This is a genomic window from Gemmatimonadota bacterium, from assembly GCA_009838845.1.
GTDB lineage: Bacteria > Latescibacterota > UBA2968 > UBA2968 > UBA2968 > VXRD01.
The window spans coordinates 104,487-121,931 of the sequence record VXRD01000044.1 but is presented as its reverse complement, the minus strand read 5'-3'; the positions used below and the strand labels follow the sequence as shown (position 1 = coordinate 121,931).

20 protein-coding genes are annotated in these 17,445 nt (G+C 49.5%); 19 read left to right on the top strand and 1 reads right to left on the bottom strand.

What is annotated here, in order from left to right; genetic code table 11:
- Positions 1-378: 378 nt before the first annotated feature.
- The 14 genes from F4Y39_06840 (at position 379) to F4Y39_06775 (ending at position 11,004) form a co-directional block, all read left to right on the top strand.
- Positions 379-1,272, top strand: a complete 894-nt coding sequence (locus F4Y39_06840; GenBank protein ID MYC13430.1) for a GIY-YIG nuclease family protein — start codon at positions 379-381, stop codon at positions 1,270-1,272.
- A 362-nt stretch (positions 1,273-1,634) separates the two neighbouring features.
- Complete coding sequence (locus F4Y39_06835) at positions 1,635-2,066, top strand: hypothetical protein (GenBank protein ID MYC13429.1); 432 nt, start codon at positions 1,635-1,637, stop codon at positions 2,064-2,066.
- Positions 2,067-2,135: 69 nt separating this feature from the next.
- On the top strand, positions 2,136-2,594 hold the full coding sequence (locus F4Y39_06830) for a GNAT family N-acetyltransferase (protein MYC13428.1): 459 nt from the start codon (positions 2,136-2,138) through the stop codon (positions 2,592-2,594).
- 27 nt (positions 2,595-2,621) lie between these two features.
- Complete coding sequence (locus tag F4Y39_06825) at positions 2,622-3,173, top strand: GNAT family N-acetyltransferase (GenBank protein MYC13427.1); 552 nt, start codon at positions 2,622-2,624, stop codon at positions 3,171-3,173.
- A 96-nt stretch (positions 3,174-3,269) separates the two neighbouring features.
- Positions 3,270-3,860, top strand: coding sequence for an ATP-binding protein (locus F4Y39_06820; GenBank protein ID MYC13426.1), 591 nt, complete (start codon positions 3,270-3,272; stop codon positions 3,858-3,860).
- 77 nt (positions 3,861-3,937) lie between these two features.
- Entirely contained in the window at positions 3,938-4,738 is an 801-nt protein-coding gene (locus F4Y39_06815; GenBank protein MYC13425.1) for a class I SAM-dependent methyltransferase, read from the top strand.
- A 49-nt stretch (positions 4,739-4,787) separates the two neighbouring features.
- Entirely contained in the window at positions 4,788-5,312 is a 525-nt protein-coding gene (locus F4Y39_06810) for an NUDIX domain-containing protein (protein MYC13424.1), read from the top strand.
- A gap of 19 nt (positions 5,313-5,331) precedes the next feature.
- Complete coding sequence (locus F4Y39_06805; protein MYC13423.1) at positions 5,332-5,886, top strand: GNAT family N-acetyltransferase; 555 nt, start codon at positions 5,332-5,334, stop codon at positions 5,884-5,886.
- 225 nt (positions 5,887-6,111) lie between these two features.
- Positions 6,112-6,696, top strand: a complete 585-nt coding sequence (locus F4Y39_06800) for a 2'-5' RNA ligase family protein (protein MYC13422.1) — start codon at positions 6,112-6,114, stop codon at positions 6,694-6,696.
- Complete coding sequence (locus tag F4Y39_06795) at positions 6,697-7,935, top strand: MFS transporter (GenBank protein MYC13421.1); 1,239 nt, start codon at positions 6,697-6,699, stop codon at positions 7,933-7,935.
- Positions 7,932-8,555 carry a DUF2441 domain-containing protein gene (locus tag F4Y39_06790; GenBank protein MYC13420.1) on the top strand — a complete coding sequence of 208 codons (624 nt, stop codon included), beginning with the start codon at positions 7,932-7,934 and terminating at the stop codon, positions 8,553-8,555. The genes F4Y39_06795 and F4Y39_06790 overlap by 4 nt, the downstream gene beginning before the upstream one ends.
- Before the next feature lie 17 nt (positions 8,556-8,572).
- A complete protein-coding gene (locus tag F4Y39_06785) occupies positions 8,573-8,902 on the top strand; it encodes a phytanoyl-CoA dioxygenase family protein (GenBank protein ID MYC13419.1) in 330 nt (109 codons plus the stop codon).
- A gap of 122 nt (positions 8,903-9,024) precedes the next feature.
- Entirely contained in the window at positions 9,025-9,945 is a 921-nt protein-coding gene (locus F4Y39_06780) for a DUF4838 domain-containing protein (protein ID MYC13418.1), read from the top strand.
- 183 nt (positions 9,946-10,128) lie between these two features.
- Positions 10,129-11,004: a DUF4838 domain-containing protein gene (locus F4Y39_06775; protein ID MYC13417.1), complete on the top strand. Its 876-nt coding sequence runs from the start codon at positions 10,129-10,131 to the stop codon at positions 11,002-11,004.
- Between the two features lie 64 nt (positions 11,005-11,068).
- Here F4Y39_06775 and F4Y39_06770 read toward each other — a convergent pair whose 3' ends face one another.
- Positions 11,069-12,049, bottom strand: a complete 981-nt coding sequence (locus F4Y39_06770; protein MYC13416.1) for a hypothetical protein — start codon at positions 12,047-12,049, stop codon at positions 11,069-11,071.
- A 93-nt stretch (positions 12,050-12,142) separates the two neighbouring features.
- Here F4Y39_06770 and F4Y39_06765 point away from each other — a divergent pair, with 93 nt between their 5' ends.
- The 5 genes from F4Y39_06765 (at position 12,143) to F4Y39_06745 (ending at position 17,364) form a co-directional block, all read left to right on the top strand.
- Positions 12,143-13,681, top strand: coding sequence for a sulfatase (locus F4Y39_06765; protein ID MYC13415.1), 1,539 nt, complete (start codon positions 12,143-12,145; stop codon positions 13,679-13,681).
- 20 nt (positions 13,682-13,701) lie between these two features.
- The gene (locus F4Y39_06760) at positions 13,702-14,838 is read left to right on the top strand and encodes an exo-alpha-sialidase (GenBank protein MYC13414.1); all 1,137 of its coding nucleotides are present in this window, start codon (positions 13,702-13,704) and stop codon (positions 14,836-14,838) included.
- 136 nt (positions 14,839-14,974) lie between these two features.
- Complete coding sequence (locus tag F4Y39_06755; GenBank protein ID MYC13413.1) at positions 14,975-15,391, top strand: GFA family protein; 417 nt, start codon at positions 14,975-14,977, stop codon at positions 15,389-15,391.
- 141 nt (positions 15,392-15,532) lie between these two features.
- A complete protein-coding gene (locus F4Y39_06750; GenBank protein ID MYC13412.1) occupies positions 15,533-16,294 on the top strand; it encodes a class I SAM-dependent methyltransferase in 762 nt (253 codons plus the stop codon).
- A gap of 278 nt (positions 16,295-16,572) precedes the next feature.
- Positions 16,573-17,364 carry a hypothetical protein gene (locus tag F4Y39_06745; protein MYC13411.1) on the top strand — a complete coding sequence of 264 codons (792 nt, stop codon included), beginning with the start codon at positions 16,573-16,575 and terminating at the stop codon, positions 17,362-17,364.
- The last annotated feature ends 81 nt before the right edge of the window (positions 17,365-17,445 follow it).

Below are 17,445 nucleotides of genomic sequence, written 5' to 3'. Positions count from 1 at the left end.
TGCTACTTCCAAGTGAATTTAATAGAATTTATATGTATATTGCTGATTGGAACAGAGTTATTGGTTTATAGATATCCTCTTTCGCCGTCATAGAGGACTTACTGTTCCACCAAGACCTCTTCCCTGCTAAACCACGACTTCATTTAACACACAGGACAGCTCTGTTCGCTACGCTCCCTACGCTCCTTCGGGAACAGTTTCCTATGTCACTTCAGTTTAACTGATTATGAAAAGATTGGAACGGCAACTGCCGTGACAATCCGGCTTCGCCGGAGCGGAAGCCGCAACTGGTAAATTCACAGAAAGGGCATAAAAACCCTAACTATAATCTCTTTGCTACTTCGCGATATTTTTATTCTAACAGGAGCTATTGAAATGATAGGGAAAAAGCTGATAATATATCTAATTGATGGAAATGAATTCGGCCCGAGAACCATTGAAATTGGCAATTGGTCCGGTAAAGCTATATACTCTCCACTTTCGACTATCTCCAAGATAGTTCAGCGGGATGAGCTTGGAAAACCAGGTGTCTATTTTTTAAAATCCGCTCCAGACAATGATGTATTATCCGAGAAAATCTACATTGGCGAAGCTGAAAAAATTAGCGATAGATTGAGGCAGCATCTCAGAGAGGGGACTAAAGAATTCGCAGAATTTATTGCTTTTGTTAGCAAGGATGAGATGCTTACTAAATCCCATATTAGATTCTTGGAATCAAAGCTTATTACCTTAGCAAAAGATGAGAAAACGGCGGAAATTGAAAATAGTACTACGCCAACCTTGCCAGCTTTGCCTGAAGCTGATATATCAGATATGGAATATTTCCTTCAACAGATAAAACTCATACTACCGTTAATGGGGTTCAAGTGCTTGGTACCGATTGTTGTTAAGAAAGTCCACGAAGAAGAATTCCCTAAAGGTAAACCAGAATCTGAAGACCTCAATTTTACGCTGAAAAACAAGAATTTTGATGCAGAAATGTACGAATCTGAAAGAGGTTATATTGTAGTCGCTGGCTCTCAGTGCAACAAGCAACTTTCCAAATCCATCTCTGAAGGTTGGATCAAGTTACGGCAGAAGCTACTGGATTCAGGTGCATTAACTGAGAAGGACGACTATCTTGAATTTACCGAAAACACTATTTTCAATAGTGTAAGTGCGGCTTCGTCCGTAATACTTGGAAGACAGTCTGCTGGTCCACTTGAATGGGTTAATCAAGATGGAAGAACCTTTAAGGATGTTCAACAAACTGTTTTTGCAAATGGCGAATAAATGTGGCTAATCTATTTACTTTAGACATTGTCCAAGAATAAGTGGGGGATTTACAGAAGGTTCCCAAGGTATGAAGGTGAACTATTTTGGCCCACTCGAAAGAAGTGAACAGACAAAGGAAAAGTTTGGATATACATAGATCTGGTATGTATTACCATAACAGTTCGTTAATCCCGTAGTTAGCCGTCATGCCGCTTCAGAACACTGAAGCGGCATGTTTCCTATGAGTTCGACCCATGTCTAAAATTGTAATTCATGGATGCATAGAAGATCCGAATCCCATCCAGCTTGGGCTGATTAGAGAGATTCATGAGGTATTGACAGCTCGTTCTATTCCACATTGGTTGGGTGGTGGGTGAGCTTTGGATTTTCTGTTAGGCGAATGCTTGCGGGTTCACAGCGATATAGACTGGGCAATTTGGAAAACAGATGCCTCTAAGGTAAGCGCCTGCCTCGAGGCTCTGGGATATATTCGCAAGGTGCTACGACATCCCGAAGAACACATTGGCTTCTACAAACTTGATCAATTTGTCAGTTTTGGGCTTCTCGAAAAGACCCAATCGGGAGATATTGTTACCTCTGGCCGGTGGACCGATTGGCCGTATCCACAAGGAGCTTTCTCAGCACCTGAAGGCCGACTGGGTGACCTAACCTGTCCGATCCTCAGTGCTGAAGCCCAACTGGACGAAAAGGTAAATTTCCACAAACACCCGGCTGGTGCATCGCTCCGGGATGTGGATTCCCCCGCGATCGAGAAGCTACGTGAGTATATTGCTGATCAGCGGCGCAAATAGAAGAAGCGTCACGAACGGCTAACACGCAAGCTGTCTTTCCCACCTGAAGCGAGGTAAAGAGAGACATTCATGCTGAAAATTCGTCGCTATCAGGCTTCTGACCACAATGAAGTCTGGAATCTACACAACTTAGCACTGGATCAGGTTGGAGCGAATGCGGGCAGCGGCGCTCAGGACAATGACCTGCATACTATTGAAGAGACATATCTATCTGACAAAGGCGAGTTTTTGACGGGATTCTGCAAAGAGAAATTGGTTGCAATAGGTGCTTTGCAACGAATTTCAGATGATAAGGCAGAAATTAAAAGAATGCTCGTTCATCCCAATTTTCAAAGACGAGGATTTGGCCAGACGATTCTGAATAGACTTGAGATGAGAGCAATTGATTTGGGTTATAAAATACTCTGCCTGGATACAACAGTGCAGCAGATTGCGGCGCGCAAACTATATGAAAAGAACGGATATTGTGAAATAGAACGACAGCAGATATCCGGGTTTGATGTGATTTTTTTTGAAAAGAGACTGTGAGATCTGATAAACACGAGGTTATCTCTCATGATCGAATTACGTGGTAAAAAAGTGGTACTGCGGACAATGGAACGCGAGCATTGCCGCACCCTTTGGGAACATTATGAACTCGAAGAGCCAATACCGACAGAACCAGTCAGGCCCGGTCATTCACTCGAGGGTTCGGAAAAATGGTTCGAGGAGATCCAGGAGCAACAAGGAAAGAGTCAAGTTTACCTGGGCATTTTCAGTCCAGATGGAAATCTCCTTGGCGATATTCAGTTGTCGGGAATCGACTTGAGAAATCGTACCGCCAGCCTCGGTGCTGGCATTGCCCGCAGGAGGGATAGAGGTAAGGGGTACTGCACAGATGCCGCACTGGTAATCCTTCGATTTGGATTTGAACATTTGGACCTGTACAGAATTTCGGCTGTGACAGCCGCCAATAATACGGGTGCCATCCGAGTTCTCGAGAAGCTCGAATTTACTCAAGAGGGGTGCGAGCGTGAGGCTATATATTGGTCCAACCGACGTTGGGATAGGCTCTTATTCGGGATTTTGCGCACAGAATTTGAATCCAGGCATGATACGGACTACTGAACCGATTTGTTAAGGATACCCTAAACTTGAAGCAGTCCTTTTAAAGAGACTGAGGACAAGTCATTCTCAACCTGACCCAATATTAAGTGTATATGAATGGAGAGTTCACGACGAATGACAAAATCTTTGCTTATTATTATTAACGGTGCTCCGTGTACTGGCAAAACAACATTAGGGAGAAAATTGGCTAAGCAACTCCGCCTACCCTTTCTTAGCAAGGATGGCATTAAGGAAGTCCTCTTCGATACCCTTGGCTGGGAAGATAGAGAATTTCGTGTAGAGTTAATCCATGCCAGTTGGGCGCTTACGCATTGTTTCCTGAAAACTCAAGTTGAAGCGGGAAGATCGCTTATTGTTGACACAGCATTTATTCCCAAGTTTGATACGCCAAAACTCCTAAAATTAAAAGAGAGACATGACTTTGAGCCATTTCAGATCCTGTGCAAAACCGATGCTGATGTGCTCTTTAAAAGATTCAAAGCGCGGTCTGCATCTGGGGAGCGCCATCCCGGCCATACAGATCATTTGGTAACGTCCGACCAATTCGACGAATTTCTGATAAATGAAAAGTATAAGGCGTTGGACATAGGCGGCTCTATCTTTGAGATTGATACTACAGACTTCAAGTCGATTGACTATGAAGGTTTGCTGGCAGCAATAAACTTAAAAATTTCATTAAATGACTGAAAAATAAAGAGAAAACCCGACTATATAAAAACTGTATATAACGAAAAAACAAAACCTATCTTTGCATAGGGGTACTCATGCAAGAGACTGGAAGTAACTATGATACCCATTGGTGGGCGCTAATCTATGACCAATGGAACGAGACTGGTGGCCGCTCTGTACTAAATGAACGGGAGTTACATTTTTACCGAAATCAATTGCAGAACACGCGCGGTGCGATATTGGAGGCTGCCTGTGGAACGGGTTGTAAAATGCTGCCTCTGCTTCTGAATGGACTTGATATCTTTGGATTTGATATTTCGCTTCCCATGTTGGAAGTACTCAGACACAAAGCAATAAATTTGGGAATTTCAGATATAGATTCTCGAATCTCACAACAGGATCTTGCCGATTTTATCTATGACCGCCAATTTGCAGCGGTTCTCATACCTGCCAGTTCCTTCATGATGCTGCCGACTCAGCAAAGCCAAATAGACTGCCTTCGACGTGTCTATGAGCATCTGCAGCCAGGAGGACGCCTACTCCTGAACTTCTACATTCCCTCCTATACAGAAGACATACTCCTTCACCAAAACATCCCGCTAGCAGAGGAGGAGTTCGGTGAGTGCATGCACCCCGAGACAGGGAAACCGATTCAGGTTAATTATTCAAAAATATGTGATCTGACATCGCAGACGGAAACCTATACCTGGACATTTGAGTATGACGGGGAAACAGCCAAAGTGCCAATGCAGACTCGCTGGATTCACAAGGAGGAATTTCAGTTACTACTGAGATTGAGCGGATTTGACCAATGGAAATTATACGGGAGCCACGACGGCAAACCCTACGCGGGTTCACCACATATCACCAATACCTACTGGACCGTAACCAAGTAAAGACAGCAAAACAGGAAAAACAAAGAAACAGTATCTGGGAAACTCCAATATGAAAACACAAGAATCAATTGCAAAAGTTATCAACCGTGATATATGTGACAATGGGGAAACCTATAGTCGCTATAAACAAAGAGTGAAAGAAGGAAAACCAACGCGAGATGAAAATCCGGAGACCCATTTTTGTGTCTATTTTCTGCCCTATGATTCCCAGAGCAAAAAGGTGTTTATCATCCACCATAAAAAGTCTGGCCTCTGGCTTTCTCCTGGTGGTCATATAGATAAAGACGAGACGCTTTTGGTAGCTTTGAACCGTGAGATAGGTGAAGAATTGGGAATATGGAGTTTTTTTAAATCCGAGCCACAACCATTTCTGTTGACCATTACACCAATAGAAAATCCAGTACAACCCTGTCAGTCTCATTATGACATCTGGTATTTGCTTCTTACAGATGGCAGCAATTTCAACATTGATCTACAGGAATTCTATGCTGCCAAATGGTTGACTATTGAAGCCGCAAGGGAAATAGTCACTGATCCGTCAACTCTTAAGGCTTTTCAAAGGCTTCAAACGTAATTCAAAATGGTCTTTCTATATGGAAAAGCTGACTGAACGCCTGCTCCTGAGAGAGTTCACCAAACAAGACGTGGACGCCATCGCTGAGTTCAGGAGGGCCCCCAAGTATCTGGAATACTACTACCGGCCCGCCTACACCAGAGAGGAGTGCGTCCGCTTTGTAGATAAGTGCATCGCCTGGTCCAAAGAAAATCCAAGATGTAAGTTTCAGTTGGCCATCACGGATCGCTCAAGCAGGATCTTACTCGGTAACTGCGGAATACGCACAGAAAGCATTGAGAGCCGGCGGGGCGACATAGGCTACGAATTGTCGCCCATTTATTGGGGTCAGGGCTTTGCGTCAGAGGCTGTCCGGAGCATCCTGCAGGTAGGTTTTGAAGATTTGGACCTCGGCGAAATTGAAGCCAAATGCGTTGTTGCAAACAAACGGTCTGTCCGGCTTCTCCACCGGTTAGGTTTTGAGGAGGCGGAGCGTGTACCGCCCGGACCAGGTAGAGGCGAATTTAAGGACCGCATGTTGCCCGAGCGGTCTGTATTTCTCTTACATCGGGACAAATGGATCTACAGCTTATAATGATTCCAATAATGAACGAATACTTGCTGTAAATCGAAAAATGGGGTATAAACCGAAGCCAGGTATTTTTTTCTTAAGTCAAAGACGTTAGCCGTCATGCCGCTTCGGGATGTGGATTCTCCCGCGATCGAGAAGCTACGTGAGTATATTGCTGATCAGCGGCGAAATAGAAGACGCGTCACGAACGACTAACACGTCGATGCTATCACCCCGTGAGAGTCCATCATGATTCCATACGTAAAAGACACATCAAAGTGGGAAGATTGGCAACGCGACTACCGATTTGGCCTCATCCTTATCATGCCCCCTCCAGAGGTATCTCAGGAGATCGATCTCTTGCGAGCAAAGTATGACCCCCGCTCTGCTGACTCCTGTTCGACGCACATCTCTGTGTCAGATCCCTTGAGCCGGGAAATGACGCCTGATCTTATCGATGAAATCAACAACGTCCTTACGGATGTCCAGCTATTCACGCTTTATTACGACAAGCTGCATGCCTCAACCAGGCACCCTGGCGTCTCGTATCCGATAAGGCCACGAGAGCCTATCGATAATTTAAAGCAGATCCTCCACGGGACATCAGCATTTTCCAGCGAAGCGTATCACCGGCGCAACATAGCTCCACACATGACCATTGCTGAGTTCATATCCATAGACGAGAGCCTTGAGCTTTGTGCACGGCTTCAAAATTCAGCTCCGTCTGGCTCTTTTTTGTGTGATAAACTGGAATTTGTCGTACCCGATGAGAGTTTTCGGTTTAAAAAGAGGGAAACGTTCTTTCTCGCCGATTCAGATAAAAAGGAGAGATGATTGATTCATCTGAATAGAGACGGGGCATGGGCTGGCGGCTTCTTTACCATCTGGACTGGACAAACGCTATCGTCTCTTGGAACTCAAGTTGCACAGTTTGCCCTGGTGTGGTGGCTTACAGAAAAGACGGGATCTGCGACAATTCTCGCGACCTCAGTCCTTGTCGCCTACCTGCCAGAAGTCTTCCTGGCTCCTATCATTGGCACACTGAATGATAGATGGAACCGCCGAATTGTAATGATCGTCTCGGATACGCTTGTTGCAATAGCCATGGCAGGTCTTGCTGGTCTTTTCTGGATGGAAATTATCGAGATCTGGCATATCTACGCAGTAAACTTCCTGGCGAGTATTGGTCGTGCATTCCAGGGCCTGGCGATGATAACTTCCACGCCTCTGATGGTGCCCGAAAAACATCTGGCCAGAATCCAGGGAACGAATCAAACCCTGCATGGAGTACTCAGCATGGGAGGGCCTCCTCTTGGGGCGCTGGCACTGGCCTTATTCGAGATGCATATCATACTGGCCATTGATGTTTTGACGGCAATGCTGGCTATCGGTCCCCTCATCTTCATTATGATTCCACAGCCCAAAAGGATGGAGGAAAAGCAAAGCCAAGAGGACGGCATCTGGGTTGAGATGCTGGAAGGATTTCGTTATTTGTGGAGATGGATTGGTCTTCGGAACTTAATCTTAATTGCTGCCGTATTAAACATATTTGGGAACACGAAGATGACCATCTCGCCCCTCTTGATAACAGATCACTTCAATGGAGGGGCTACCGAACTTGGTTGGTTTAATTCTACTTGGGGAGTGGGCATTGTCCTGGGAGGTCTTCTGGTCGGGGCCTGGGGTGGATTCCGTCGCCGAATCATGACGACGATCTTAGGCTGGATCGTGTATGGCATTGGAACAATACTCGTAGGTATAGTCCCTCATACCCGCTTTGCTTTGGCCATCACGGGCATAGCTTTAAGCGGTGTCGGTAGCTCGCTAATTAACGCGCCTCTCCGCGCACTCCTTCAGGCCAATGTCGATCCCCATCTACAAGGCCGTGTATTTGGCGCTCTTCATAGTTCCGTGCAATTTACAACTATGCTTGGGCTCATCGTGATAGGTCCCGTAACCGATGTATTTGGCCCGCAGCCGTGGTTTTTAGCGGCGGGAGTACTGACCCTCATTCTCGGAACTTCTGCTCGGATGATTCCATCTATTGTTAGTATCGAAGACAAAAAACCATGATCTGGGTCTGCGAGGCGCCTAACATAGTATATACGATTCGGAACATTCACTCCTCCCTAAAGCGAGGGAGAGCTTTGACAAATCCAAACCACTACAGGGAGGCGTCCAACACTATGGCTCTTGATATTGGTCGTGGAACTCTACTATTTTGGTCAGCGAAGTCCGGGCTTTCCTCTGGGACCCTTGTGAAACCGGGAAACTTTCAAGACCGTCTGATGCGCCAAACCCTAATCAAAGTGCAAACCAGTCCTCTCACCGTGACGATTCCAGATGCGGCCTCAACGGGAAGGGTCCTGTTGGAAGTCGCCTGGGAGACGGTTCGCCTCAGAGAGTTTCCATATAGACCAAGTCGATTTGATTGCCTCTTCCTCTGGGCAGACGAGCGTGCTGCCAGACGGTTCAATTCGAAAAGAGCAGATACTGAACTCTATGAAGTTGAGATTGTTGATTGCTCGCGTGTGTTTGCTGCGAATATGGATCTCATAAGCTATTTTGAAGAGTCTGAAACTCTCGGATCAATGTTTGAGAGGGCACGAGAATACTGGAGGACCGAGAGAAAAGACGAACGCGGAGAGATTCTTTTGGAAGGCTCTATTCGCATTGCACAGACTATTTCATAGATAAACCAGGTTGAGGGATCCGCAATGGATGTCTATGGGTGATACCAGGCTCACACAAATGGGGACGACTTGATCATGTATTCTTGAGAGAAACGGAAACATTCTACGCAGGTCGGTTCGCGCAAGATGTGGATGATAAAAATCAGGTCCCCATCGAAATGCACGCAGGTGAAATCGCTATTTTTCATTCGCATGTTCTACATAGAAGCGGCTCCAATTCATCTGATAAATTACGTAGAAGCTATATCTGTGCGTATCATCATTGCAACCTTACATATTTGACAGACACCGGAATGAAAGGTGCCGAATTTCCGATTCTTAGAAAGAATAAGATAGTCGGTGATTGAGACAGTGCATAATACGGGCTACTGAACCGATTTGTTGAGGTTGAAGCAGTCCTTTTAAAGAGACTGAGGACAAGTCATTCTCAACCTAACCAAATATTAAGTGTATATGAATGGAATAAAACATGTTAAAAAAAATCAAGCTGCTCCGCACCGTTTCCATCGTGCTAACCTCGATTTCAGCAGCCGATACCGCCGAGTTCACCCTCGTGGACAAAAAAGCCGGGATCAAACCGGTGCCGCTGATCCTCTTTCCAGATGCACCACCATTCACGCGCAAAGCCGCGATTAATCTTGCCGATTACATCGAGAAAACCTGTGGCACTCGACCGGAATGGATCGACGGTCCACCCCGCCAATTCCCAGATCGGGCCATCTGGGTGGGTTACCAACCGGCGCTTGATTCGCTGTTTCCAAAGATCGACTTTGACTTCCAACACCCCGAGGAAATCGTCATCGCGGCGAGCGAAAAACACCTCGTAATCGCGGGGCGAGACCGTTGGGATCCCAACCACCTGATTGCACAGATCAACGGGAAACGGATCGAGGGAATCCAGCAAGAGTATGGGACTGTAAATGCGATCTATACGTTTCTGCACGATCGACTCGGCGTGCGTTGGCTCTGGCCTGGCGATCTCGGCGAGGATATCATCCCGCAGGAATCCATCCGCTTCGCGACCTTCACCTATCGCTACCATCCCCGTATTCGTTTCCGGGCCGGACTGTTCAGTTACTCCAGGCTGGCACCCAGGGGATCATACGGTCGATCCCAGAAGTGGACACGCCGTCAACGGCTGCAGTTGGGTTCCCTCGAAATGGAAGGGGGGCATGGATTCCGCGACTGGTGGGAGCGATTTCATGAAACACACCCCGAATACTTCGCACTTCAGCCTGACGGAACGCGGAGCGGATTTCCACAACCCAAATACGCCAAGCTCTGCCAATCGAATCCGGAGGTACCGCAGCAATGGCTCTCGGATGTAGAGAAAGCACTAAACCAAAACCCAAATCAACGCGTCTTCAATGCGTCGCCTAACGACGGCTGAGCTAGCGGGCATTGTGTTTGTGAGCCCTGTTGCGCCTGGGACCATCCGGATGGCGAACTCCGTTCGTTTCACTGGAAAGGGACCAGGCAGGAACGGCCCGCACTATCTGATCGGCACGTCCGGTTTGCTAACACATGTGCGCGGCTACTCAAGCAGCGCTATCCGGATCGAGACTACTATGTCATGATGCTGGCCTACGGGCATTCCCGGCCTGCTCCGATTCGCGAAGTTCCGGCAGAGAATGTCATTGTGGCAAGCGTGGCGAATTTCCTCAACCGAGACGGCCTGATCGACCGTGGTTCGACCAGGGGTTCCACACACAAAGAGCAATACATCGCGTGGTCGAAGGTCGCGAAGCACATGATGTGGCGACCCAATGTCGGTGACCCCGCAGGCTGGCCTCAGGGGCAGCCGGATGTGGCTCTCATACAAGCAATTGAGGACTTCAAACTGATCGGTGAAAAAGCGATGGGCATCTTTGTCGATATGGTATGGGAACACTGGGCAACGCACGGACCACAATACTATCTCATGGCGCATCTCTTGTGGGATCCGTCGCAGGATGGGCAGGCGATTCTACAGAATTACTATCAACGTGCATTCGGCCCAGCAGCCACGGAACTCGAGGCCTATTGGAATCTGATGGAGGAGACGCGCAGCATCTTTTGGGCAAGTGAACGAGCATACCCGGATGTCTATGACAAGGCGTTCTTCGACCGCGCTTACGCGCTACTCGACCAGGCGTCACGCAAGGTTACGGACGAACCGGAGCGATTCGGGGCGCGGATCGATTTCGTCCGCATAGGCCTGGATCACACCCGACACATGATCGACATTCGCGCTGGAATGACCCGGTATTGGAACGGAGACAAAAGAGAACAGGCGAACGTACTCGCCACCTGGGAAAAGATTGAGCAACTCTGTAAGGATCACCCCTATGCGATCAACTGGGGACCGATCCGTCCCCAGACGCCGCGAATGGCCGGGTTGCACCCAGATTATCCTCCAAGGAAGAGAGCTCCCGTCGTGAAGCGAATAAAGTCGTCGGAGCAACGTTAAAATCTGAGTGGACTTGACTCGTTTTGGTGGGGTAATTAGATTGGCTATCTTCGAATAAAGCGGTTTATTCCTTCGGACATACGGCCACTCCGATGTGGCGGTAAATACCCGCGCCGTCGGTCTTAATCGTCCCGTCCCCAGCCCGGTAGAGGTTTCCCCAGTCTCGGGCGGAATAGTACATCAGGTAGCGGTCACCGTCGTCCAGTACGCATGGCGTAGATGTGTATCGTCCGTCGAAATCGTTCGGATCGCGTGTTGCGGGAAACGAAGACTCCTTCAGGTGGTGCGTCCAATTCAGTCCGTCCTCCGACGTTGAACAGAAAATCTCAAAGATTCCTCCCTCCACATGGCATCCGTACCACATCGTATATCCCTGCTTATCCCGCAAAACGCTCGGATAGACCACGCTCCGGCGCGTTTCCGTAGCCCGGATCATCGGTTCGGGATCCCGCGTCCAGGCGATGCCGTCGGTCGATTCGAAGTGGTAGATATTCCCTACCAGATCTCCAAATTCTCCGTCCGGACTGGGGGATGAACACATCCACATGCGGTAGGTATTTGGTCCCTCCTTCAACACGCACGGTCCCCGCCCGCTCGGATAGACCGACTCGGAGTAGGTCTCCCATGCCAGACCGTCGGAACTGGTCGCATACCCCAGCTTCTGTCCCAGAACGATCGCCCTACCCCCCTCATCCGGACGGCTGTCAGCCATCACGAACCACATCTTGTAAAGATTCTCATCGCTGTCGAAAATCACATGCGGCGTTTGCCACGCACGGCCCCACGGCAACCCGCCGCTGAGGATCGGATTGTCCGGATGTGGCGTCCAGGTCAGCCCATCCGGGGACTCGGCATACCCCAGATCCATATCGCTCGTACGCGTGGCCGTTCGGTTGCCCAGGTACCACATCTTATACGTATCGTCCATACGGAGAACAGTCGGGCTGTACAACGTCACCCGGCACCAGTCCTGGTTTGTGGTCATCCCCGACAGAACCGGCTGCTCCCAACGCTGCCAGTCCAGTTGATAAAGCGGCTTGGACATCCGATAACCTCCTGTTTTAAAAAGATAATAACGGCTTGTTTATATGAACAAATCCGCGAGAGAAAGCAATGAAGAAATGGCAGCCCGATCGGTATGTATTCCTATTGTGTCGGGACAAATGGGTCTATAGCTTATTTCGACCTCAATAGTTTTAATCCGTCCATTCGTCTTCGGAGATTTGCAATGAACATCATTCTCTTAATCATCGACACCATGCGCTACGACTATATCGGTGCCAACGGCAATGACTGGATCGAAACCCCCAACCTCGACCGCTTAGCCTCACAATCCTGGTGTTTTGACCGTGCCTTCGCAGCGAGCTTCCCCACTATCCCCTATCGCACCGACGTCATGACCGGCAAATACGGTAGCCCCTTTCACGCCTGGAAACCACTGCCCTTCAACACCAACGCACTGCCGTATGTCCTCGGCCAAGCAGGCTACGCAACGCAACTCCTGCACGACACCCCCCACCTCGTCAACGGGGGCCACGCCTTCGACTATCCCTTTCACACCTGGACCTTCATTCGCGGTGCCGAAGTTGACCGCGCCTGGATAAATGACGAAGCCAAATGGCCCAGCAACTGGGCAAAAGACCCGCTCTTTGACATCCTTGAAGACGAACTCCCAACACCAACCATTCAATATGCCCGCACCAACAGAGGCCGCGACAACTTAGACGACTGGAACTGCGCCAGACTCTTCAACACCGCCGCAGAGTTTCTCCGCGACAATAAAAACCGGGAAAATTTCTTCCTCTGGACCGACTGCTTCGACCCTCACGAACCCTGGGATGTACCCCCCGAATTCATGTTCAAATACGATAAAACGCCCGGCTATGACGGTCGGCTCGATCCTCGCATATTTAAAGGAGGAACGCAAGCCCGCAGCAGTCCCAACTTACCCGATGAAGCCAAAGCCCGCATCAAAGCCAGTTATGCAGCCAAAGTCACCTGGATGGACCACTGCTTTGGCCGCTTCCTCGAAGCCTTTGAAGCCACAGGCCTGGATAAAAACACCGCCATCCTCGTCGCAGGCGATCACGGCACCAACGTCGGTGAACGCGGCAGATTCGGCAAAGGCGCACCTGTTCGCGAACAAGAAATCCACATCCCACTTTTCATCAAAACCCCCGAAGGCGACACAGGTCGCAGTTCTGCCATCTTTCAACCACAAGATTTCTTCGCCACCATCGCTAACCTATCAGGTGCACCTATCCCCGACAATATCGAAAGTTATGACATCCTCAAAACTGCGCGTGAAAACAGCCTGGGCAACCGCGAAATCGCCCTATCAGGCGTGGCGCGCGGCAAAGCGATGCGACATCTTCAACGCGGATACTTTACCGTCTTCGATCAAGAAGGCTATCTCGAGTGGCACCCCAACCCCGAAGACAGCATCCTCACCCCCTACGGCTCTCTGGACAATATCGCTCCTGAAAATCCCGACCGCGTTCAAGACCTTCACGCATCGGGCCTCGCCGAACTCGAACACCGCAATGCCGACCCCATCTTCATCGACTGGCTCAAAAATGGCGCACCCGGCAATGTACCCGAATGCAACCTCTTCGACGGCTACCCCGGCCCTGAAGGCTTTGAAATGTACTCCTCCAATATCTACAAAGGCACTTAAATTCATCCAGGAAGACACTTATGGACGCACATCCAAACAAAGCAGATTACGAAGTCACCCCCAAAAACCCACCGAACGATGGGATTCTCTTCGTCGATCACTCCCCGGCAAGAAGAGGTGGAAATCTTGGGCATGCACTGGTGGAGTATGAAGACGGGAAGATCCTCGCCTTCTATCCGAACTGCTCCGCCGAACGCCACAACCCGAAGAAGCTTGACAAGGGCCACTCGGCCAGGGGCTGGATGGAATACAAGCGCTCGGAAGACAGCGGCGAGACATGGAGCGACCGGAACGTGGTTGCCTATTCGAAAAACTTGTTCGACACCGGGCAGAGTGGGAAGACCAGCAAGAAACTATCCGCTTTCGCCGAGAAGGCAGTTCGGACGGACAAGGGTGAAATCGTCCTCTTTTTCCTTGTGTGTGATATCACGACCAATGTCATTTGGAGGCAATTTCAGGTGCCGACATACATCAGCAGTCCGGATGGAGGGCACACATGGCGTGAGCCGTCTGCACTGTGCGACAGTCGGGGCAGGCTCTACGATGCACGGTATTACAACGGAGAGATACTCGTGTTGCACTTCAAGAACGACAACGAGATCAATTTCCTGGGCAACAAGCCCGAGCATGTGTACGAGTTGCACGTGAGCCGAGACGGTGGCCGGACGTTCGTGAAGCGCAGCGAGCTTCCCTTCGACACCATCGGGAAATCGTACGGAACCATGGGGATACGCGATAACGGAAGCATCATTGTGTACATATACAACAGCAAGGCTGAGCACACGATGGACTATGTGGTTAGCGACGACTGCGGCCACACCTGGTCCGACCCGAAGATCGCGCACTTCCAGAAGAGAATCCGAAATCCTCAGATGGCCGTGCTAAACGGCAGTTATTTCATGCACGGACGCAGTGCATTCTTGCAGGGTAAGAAAGAGGAAAAAGGTCACTTTGTTCTGTATGCTTCACGAGATGGCCTTGCTTGGGATGACGGCATCTACTTGAGGATGCGCGAAGAGGGAATCGCAGCATATTCGAACAGCATCGTGGTCGGATCGCTAAATCCACACAAGCGGAATCGGCTGCTGCTACAGGCGTCGCATGCGTATGAACAGCACTTGACGAACGTGTATCACTGGTGGATCGACACGCCATAGAAATGATTGGGGAGATCAACTGGTGCCAGCGGCTAACAGCACGGTAAGGCATTGGCATATCCCTTGAACCCCATCCCAACAGCATATCGCGGACAACGCAATACGCATCTAACCGACAATATGATAGGAGCCAGACATGATCAAAGGAGGCTGTCTGTGTGGTAAGATCCAGTTCGTGGTGGATGGCCCGATCCTGGGCATGGTGAACTGCCACTGTTCGGATTGCAGAAAAGCTTATGGTTCCGCATTCGGGACAGAAGCCTTGTGCGAGAAGGATGACTTCAGGTATGTCGAAGGAGAGGCGTTGATTTCGTCATACAAACAATCGGAACGGATCACGCGCGAATTTTGTGGGGTGTGCGGATCGCCGCTGCCACTGAGGCAAGATTGGTACCCTCAGATCGGGATACCTGGCGGGCTTCTCGATGATGATCCCCAGGTTATACCTTCGCAGCACATATTCGTTGGGGACAAAGCACCCTGGTGGGAAATCACGGATGACAAACCTCAACACGAAGCGTATCCTCCAGGCGTTGATCCGACAATCATATAGGTATCTCTCGGGAGCACTACCATGTTGAGAAACTATGTACTGATTACCATTCGAACTCTCCTCATGGAAAAAGAGTACACTTGCATAAACCTCAGGCTCAGGCGAAATATGAAATAACAGCTTTGTTGAGGAGACCCAAACTTGAAGCAGTCCTTTTACGGAAGAATCTACTCTCAAAGCTACGACCTGGAAGGAAGACGCGGCGATATGCTTCCGTTCTACCTGAACAAGTGGAAGAAAGCTGGAAGACCAGGCCCGGTCCTTGAACCGATGTGTGGAACAGGATATTTTCTAATCCCCTTTCTGGAAGCAGGAGCGGATATTGATGGGGTAGATGCTTCACCATATATGCTGGCTGAATGTCGTAAGAAATGCGCAGAGAAGGGCTTAGATCCCTCGCTGCATCAACAGTTGATTGAAGAGATCAACCTGTCGCGACAATATGGATTCATTTTCATCCCGGACCGTTCATTTGGTCATCTCTATGAACGGGAAGCTGCTCAGAAATCGCTTCAGAAACTCTGGGACTATCTCTTGCCCGGTGGATGGTTTGTTCTGGACCTCAAGACGCCACCTGAAGAAGGTGAGTTTGGAAAATCAGGCGAAACGGAAATTGAAATCGAAGACCGGCTTGATGGTTCGACTGTTTGGATTACTTCATTATGGTCTGAAAGAGACGGTGGACTTGTCATTCGCAACCTGACCAAATATGAAGTGTATGTGAATGGAGAGCTCACTACGACGGAACTATTCGACTATAATGAACGGTTTTATGACATAGTTGAATTTGAAGAAATGCTGCGTAATACAGGATTTATGGATATACAGACGACGAAAGCTTACGGGGATACCGAACCATCGGAGCATGATATCGTCGTTTTTTCCTGTCGTAAGCCTGAATAAAAGCCCTGCCACATCAACCACCCCCATCGTTAGACGCAAGCGCTTCGAGACCAATAAGGTGTAGTCTCCCCTATCCCATCCGAAACATTCCATTTTATGACATCGTCGTATTATTGAGCAGGGGGTGAGAGCCAGTGGTGCTGGCCCCGAGGCTTCCAAACCGAGGGCTACGGGTATCCTGTGGGATATCCCGTATATGGGTTCGATCCCCACACCCTCTGCCATGATTGACATCAGTGGCGAATTCATTCTATTCACCGATATAGAAAGGCAATTCCATGACGACTGACGGACCACTGAACGAACAAGACCTTGAGCAACTCTCCACCCGAGGCTACGTCAAGGTGCGCGCCTTTACGGCCGAAGACGCCGCAGAGATGGAATCAACGATCTGGCGTCGGCTGGAGAGAGAGGGCGTATTGCGGGATGATCCTGCGACCTGGCGAAAATACCCGGGAGGAGTCAGCCGATCCGTGAGAAACTCTCGCATCTTTCGAGAAGCCATGACGGCAGAATTTGCAGCAGTGGTAGATCAGTTGCTCGGTCAGGGACGGTGGCGTCCCCCGAAAGATCGCGGCATTGTGCTGTACACCTTCCCCCAGCAGCGAGAAAGTTGGGACATCGCAACCGACTGGCACTGGCACGGAAACCCGCTTCGCAATGTTGACCAGCTCCGCGACATCTTCATTTTCTGCTTTCTGAGTAAGGTCGATCCAGAAGGAGGAGGCACGGTTCTGGTTGAGGGTTCACACCACGTTGTGTGCAAGTTCTACAACGAGCTCACCCCGCATCAGCTTGACCTGAAGGTCAAGCACATAAAGCAAAGGTTCTTTGCCTCTCACACCTGGTTGCGAAATCTAACTCATAAAAGGGACTCCGAGGATCGCAGGCAACGATTCATGGAGAAACCCACCGACGTTTGGGGTCATCCTCTGCGTGTGGTGGAACTGACAGGAGATCCGGGTGAGGCGTATGTCACGAACATGTCGGCTCTGCACTCGAGGAGCTTCAACGTCCTGGATCGACCGCGGTTCATGACGGCGAAGGGAATCAGCCAGAGCGATGCGTAACACCACATAACACGACCGTGCGCACACGGCGAGAACCTTATACGCAAGCCGTGACTTTCCCACCTCGAAGGAGGCGACGCG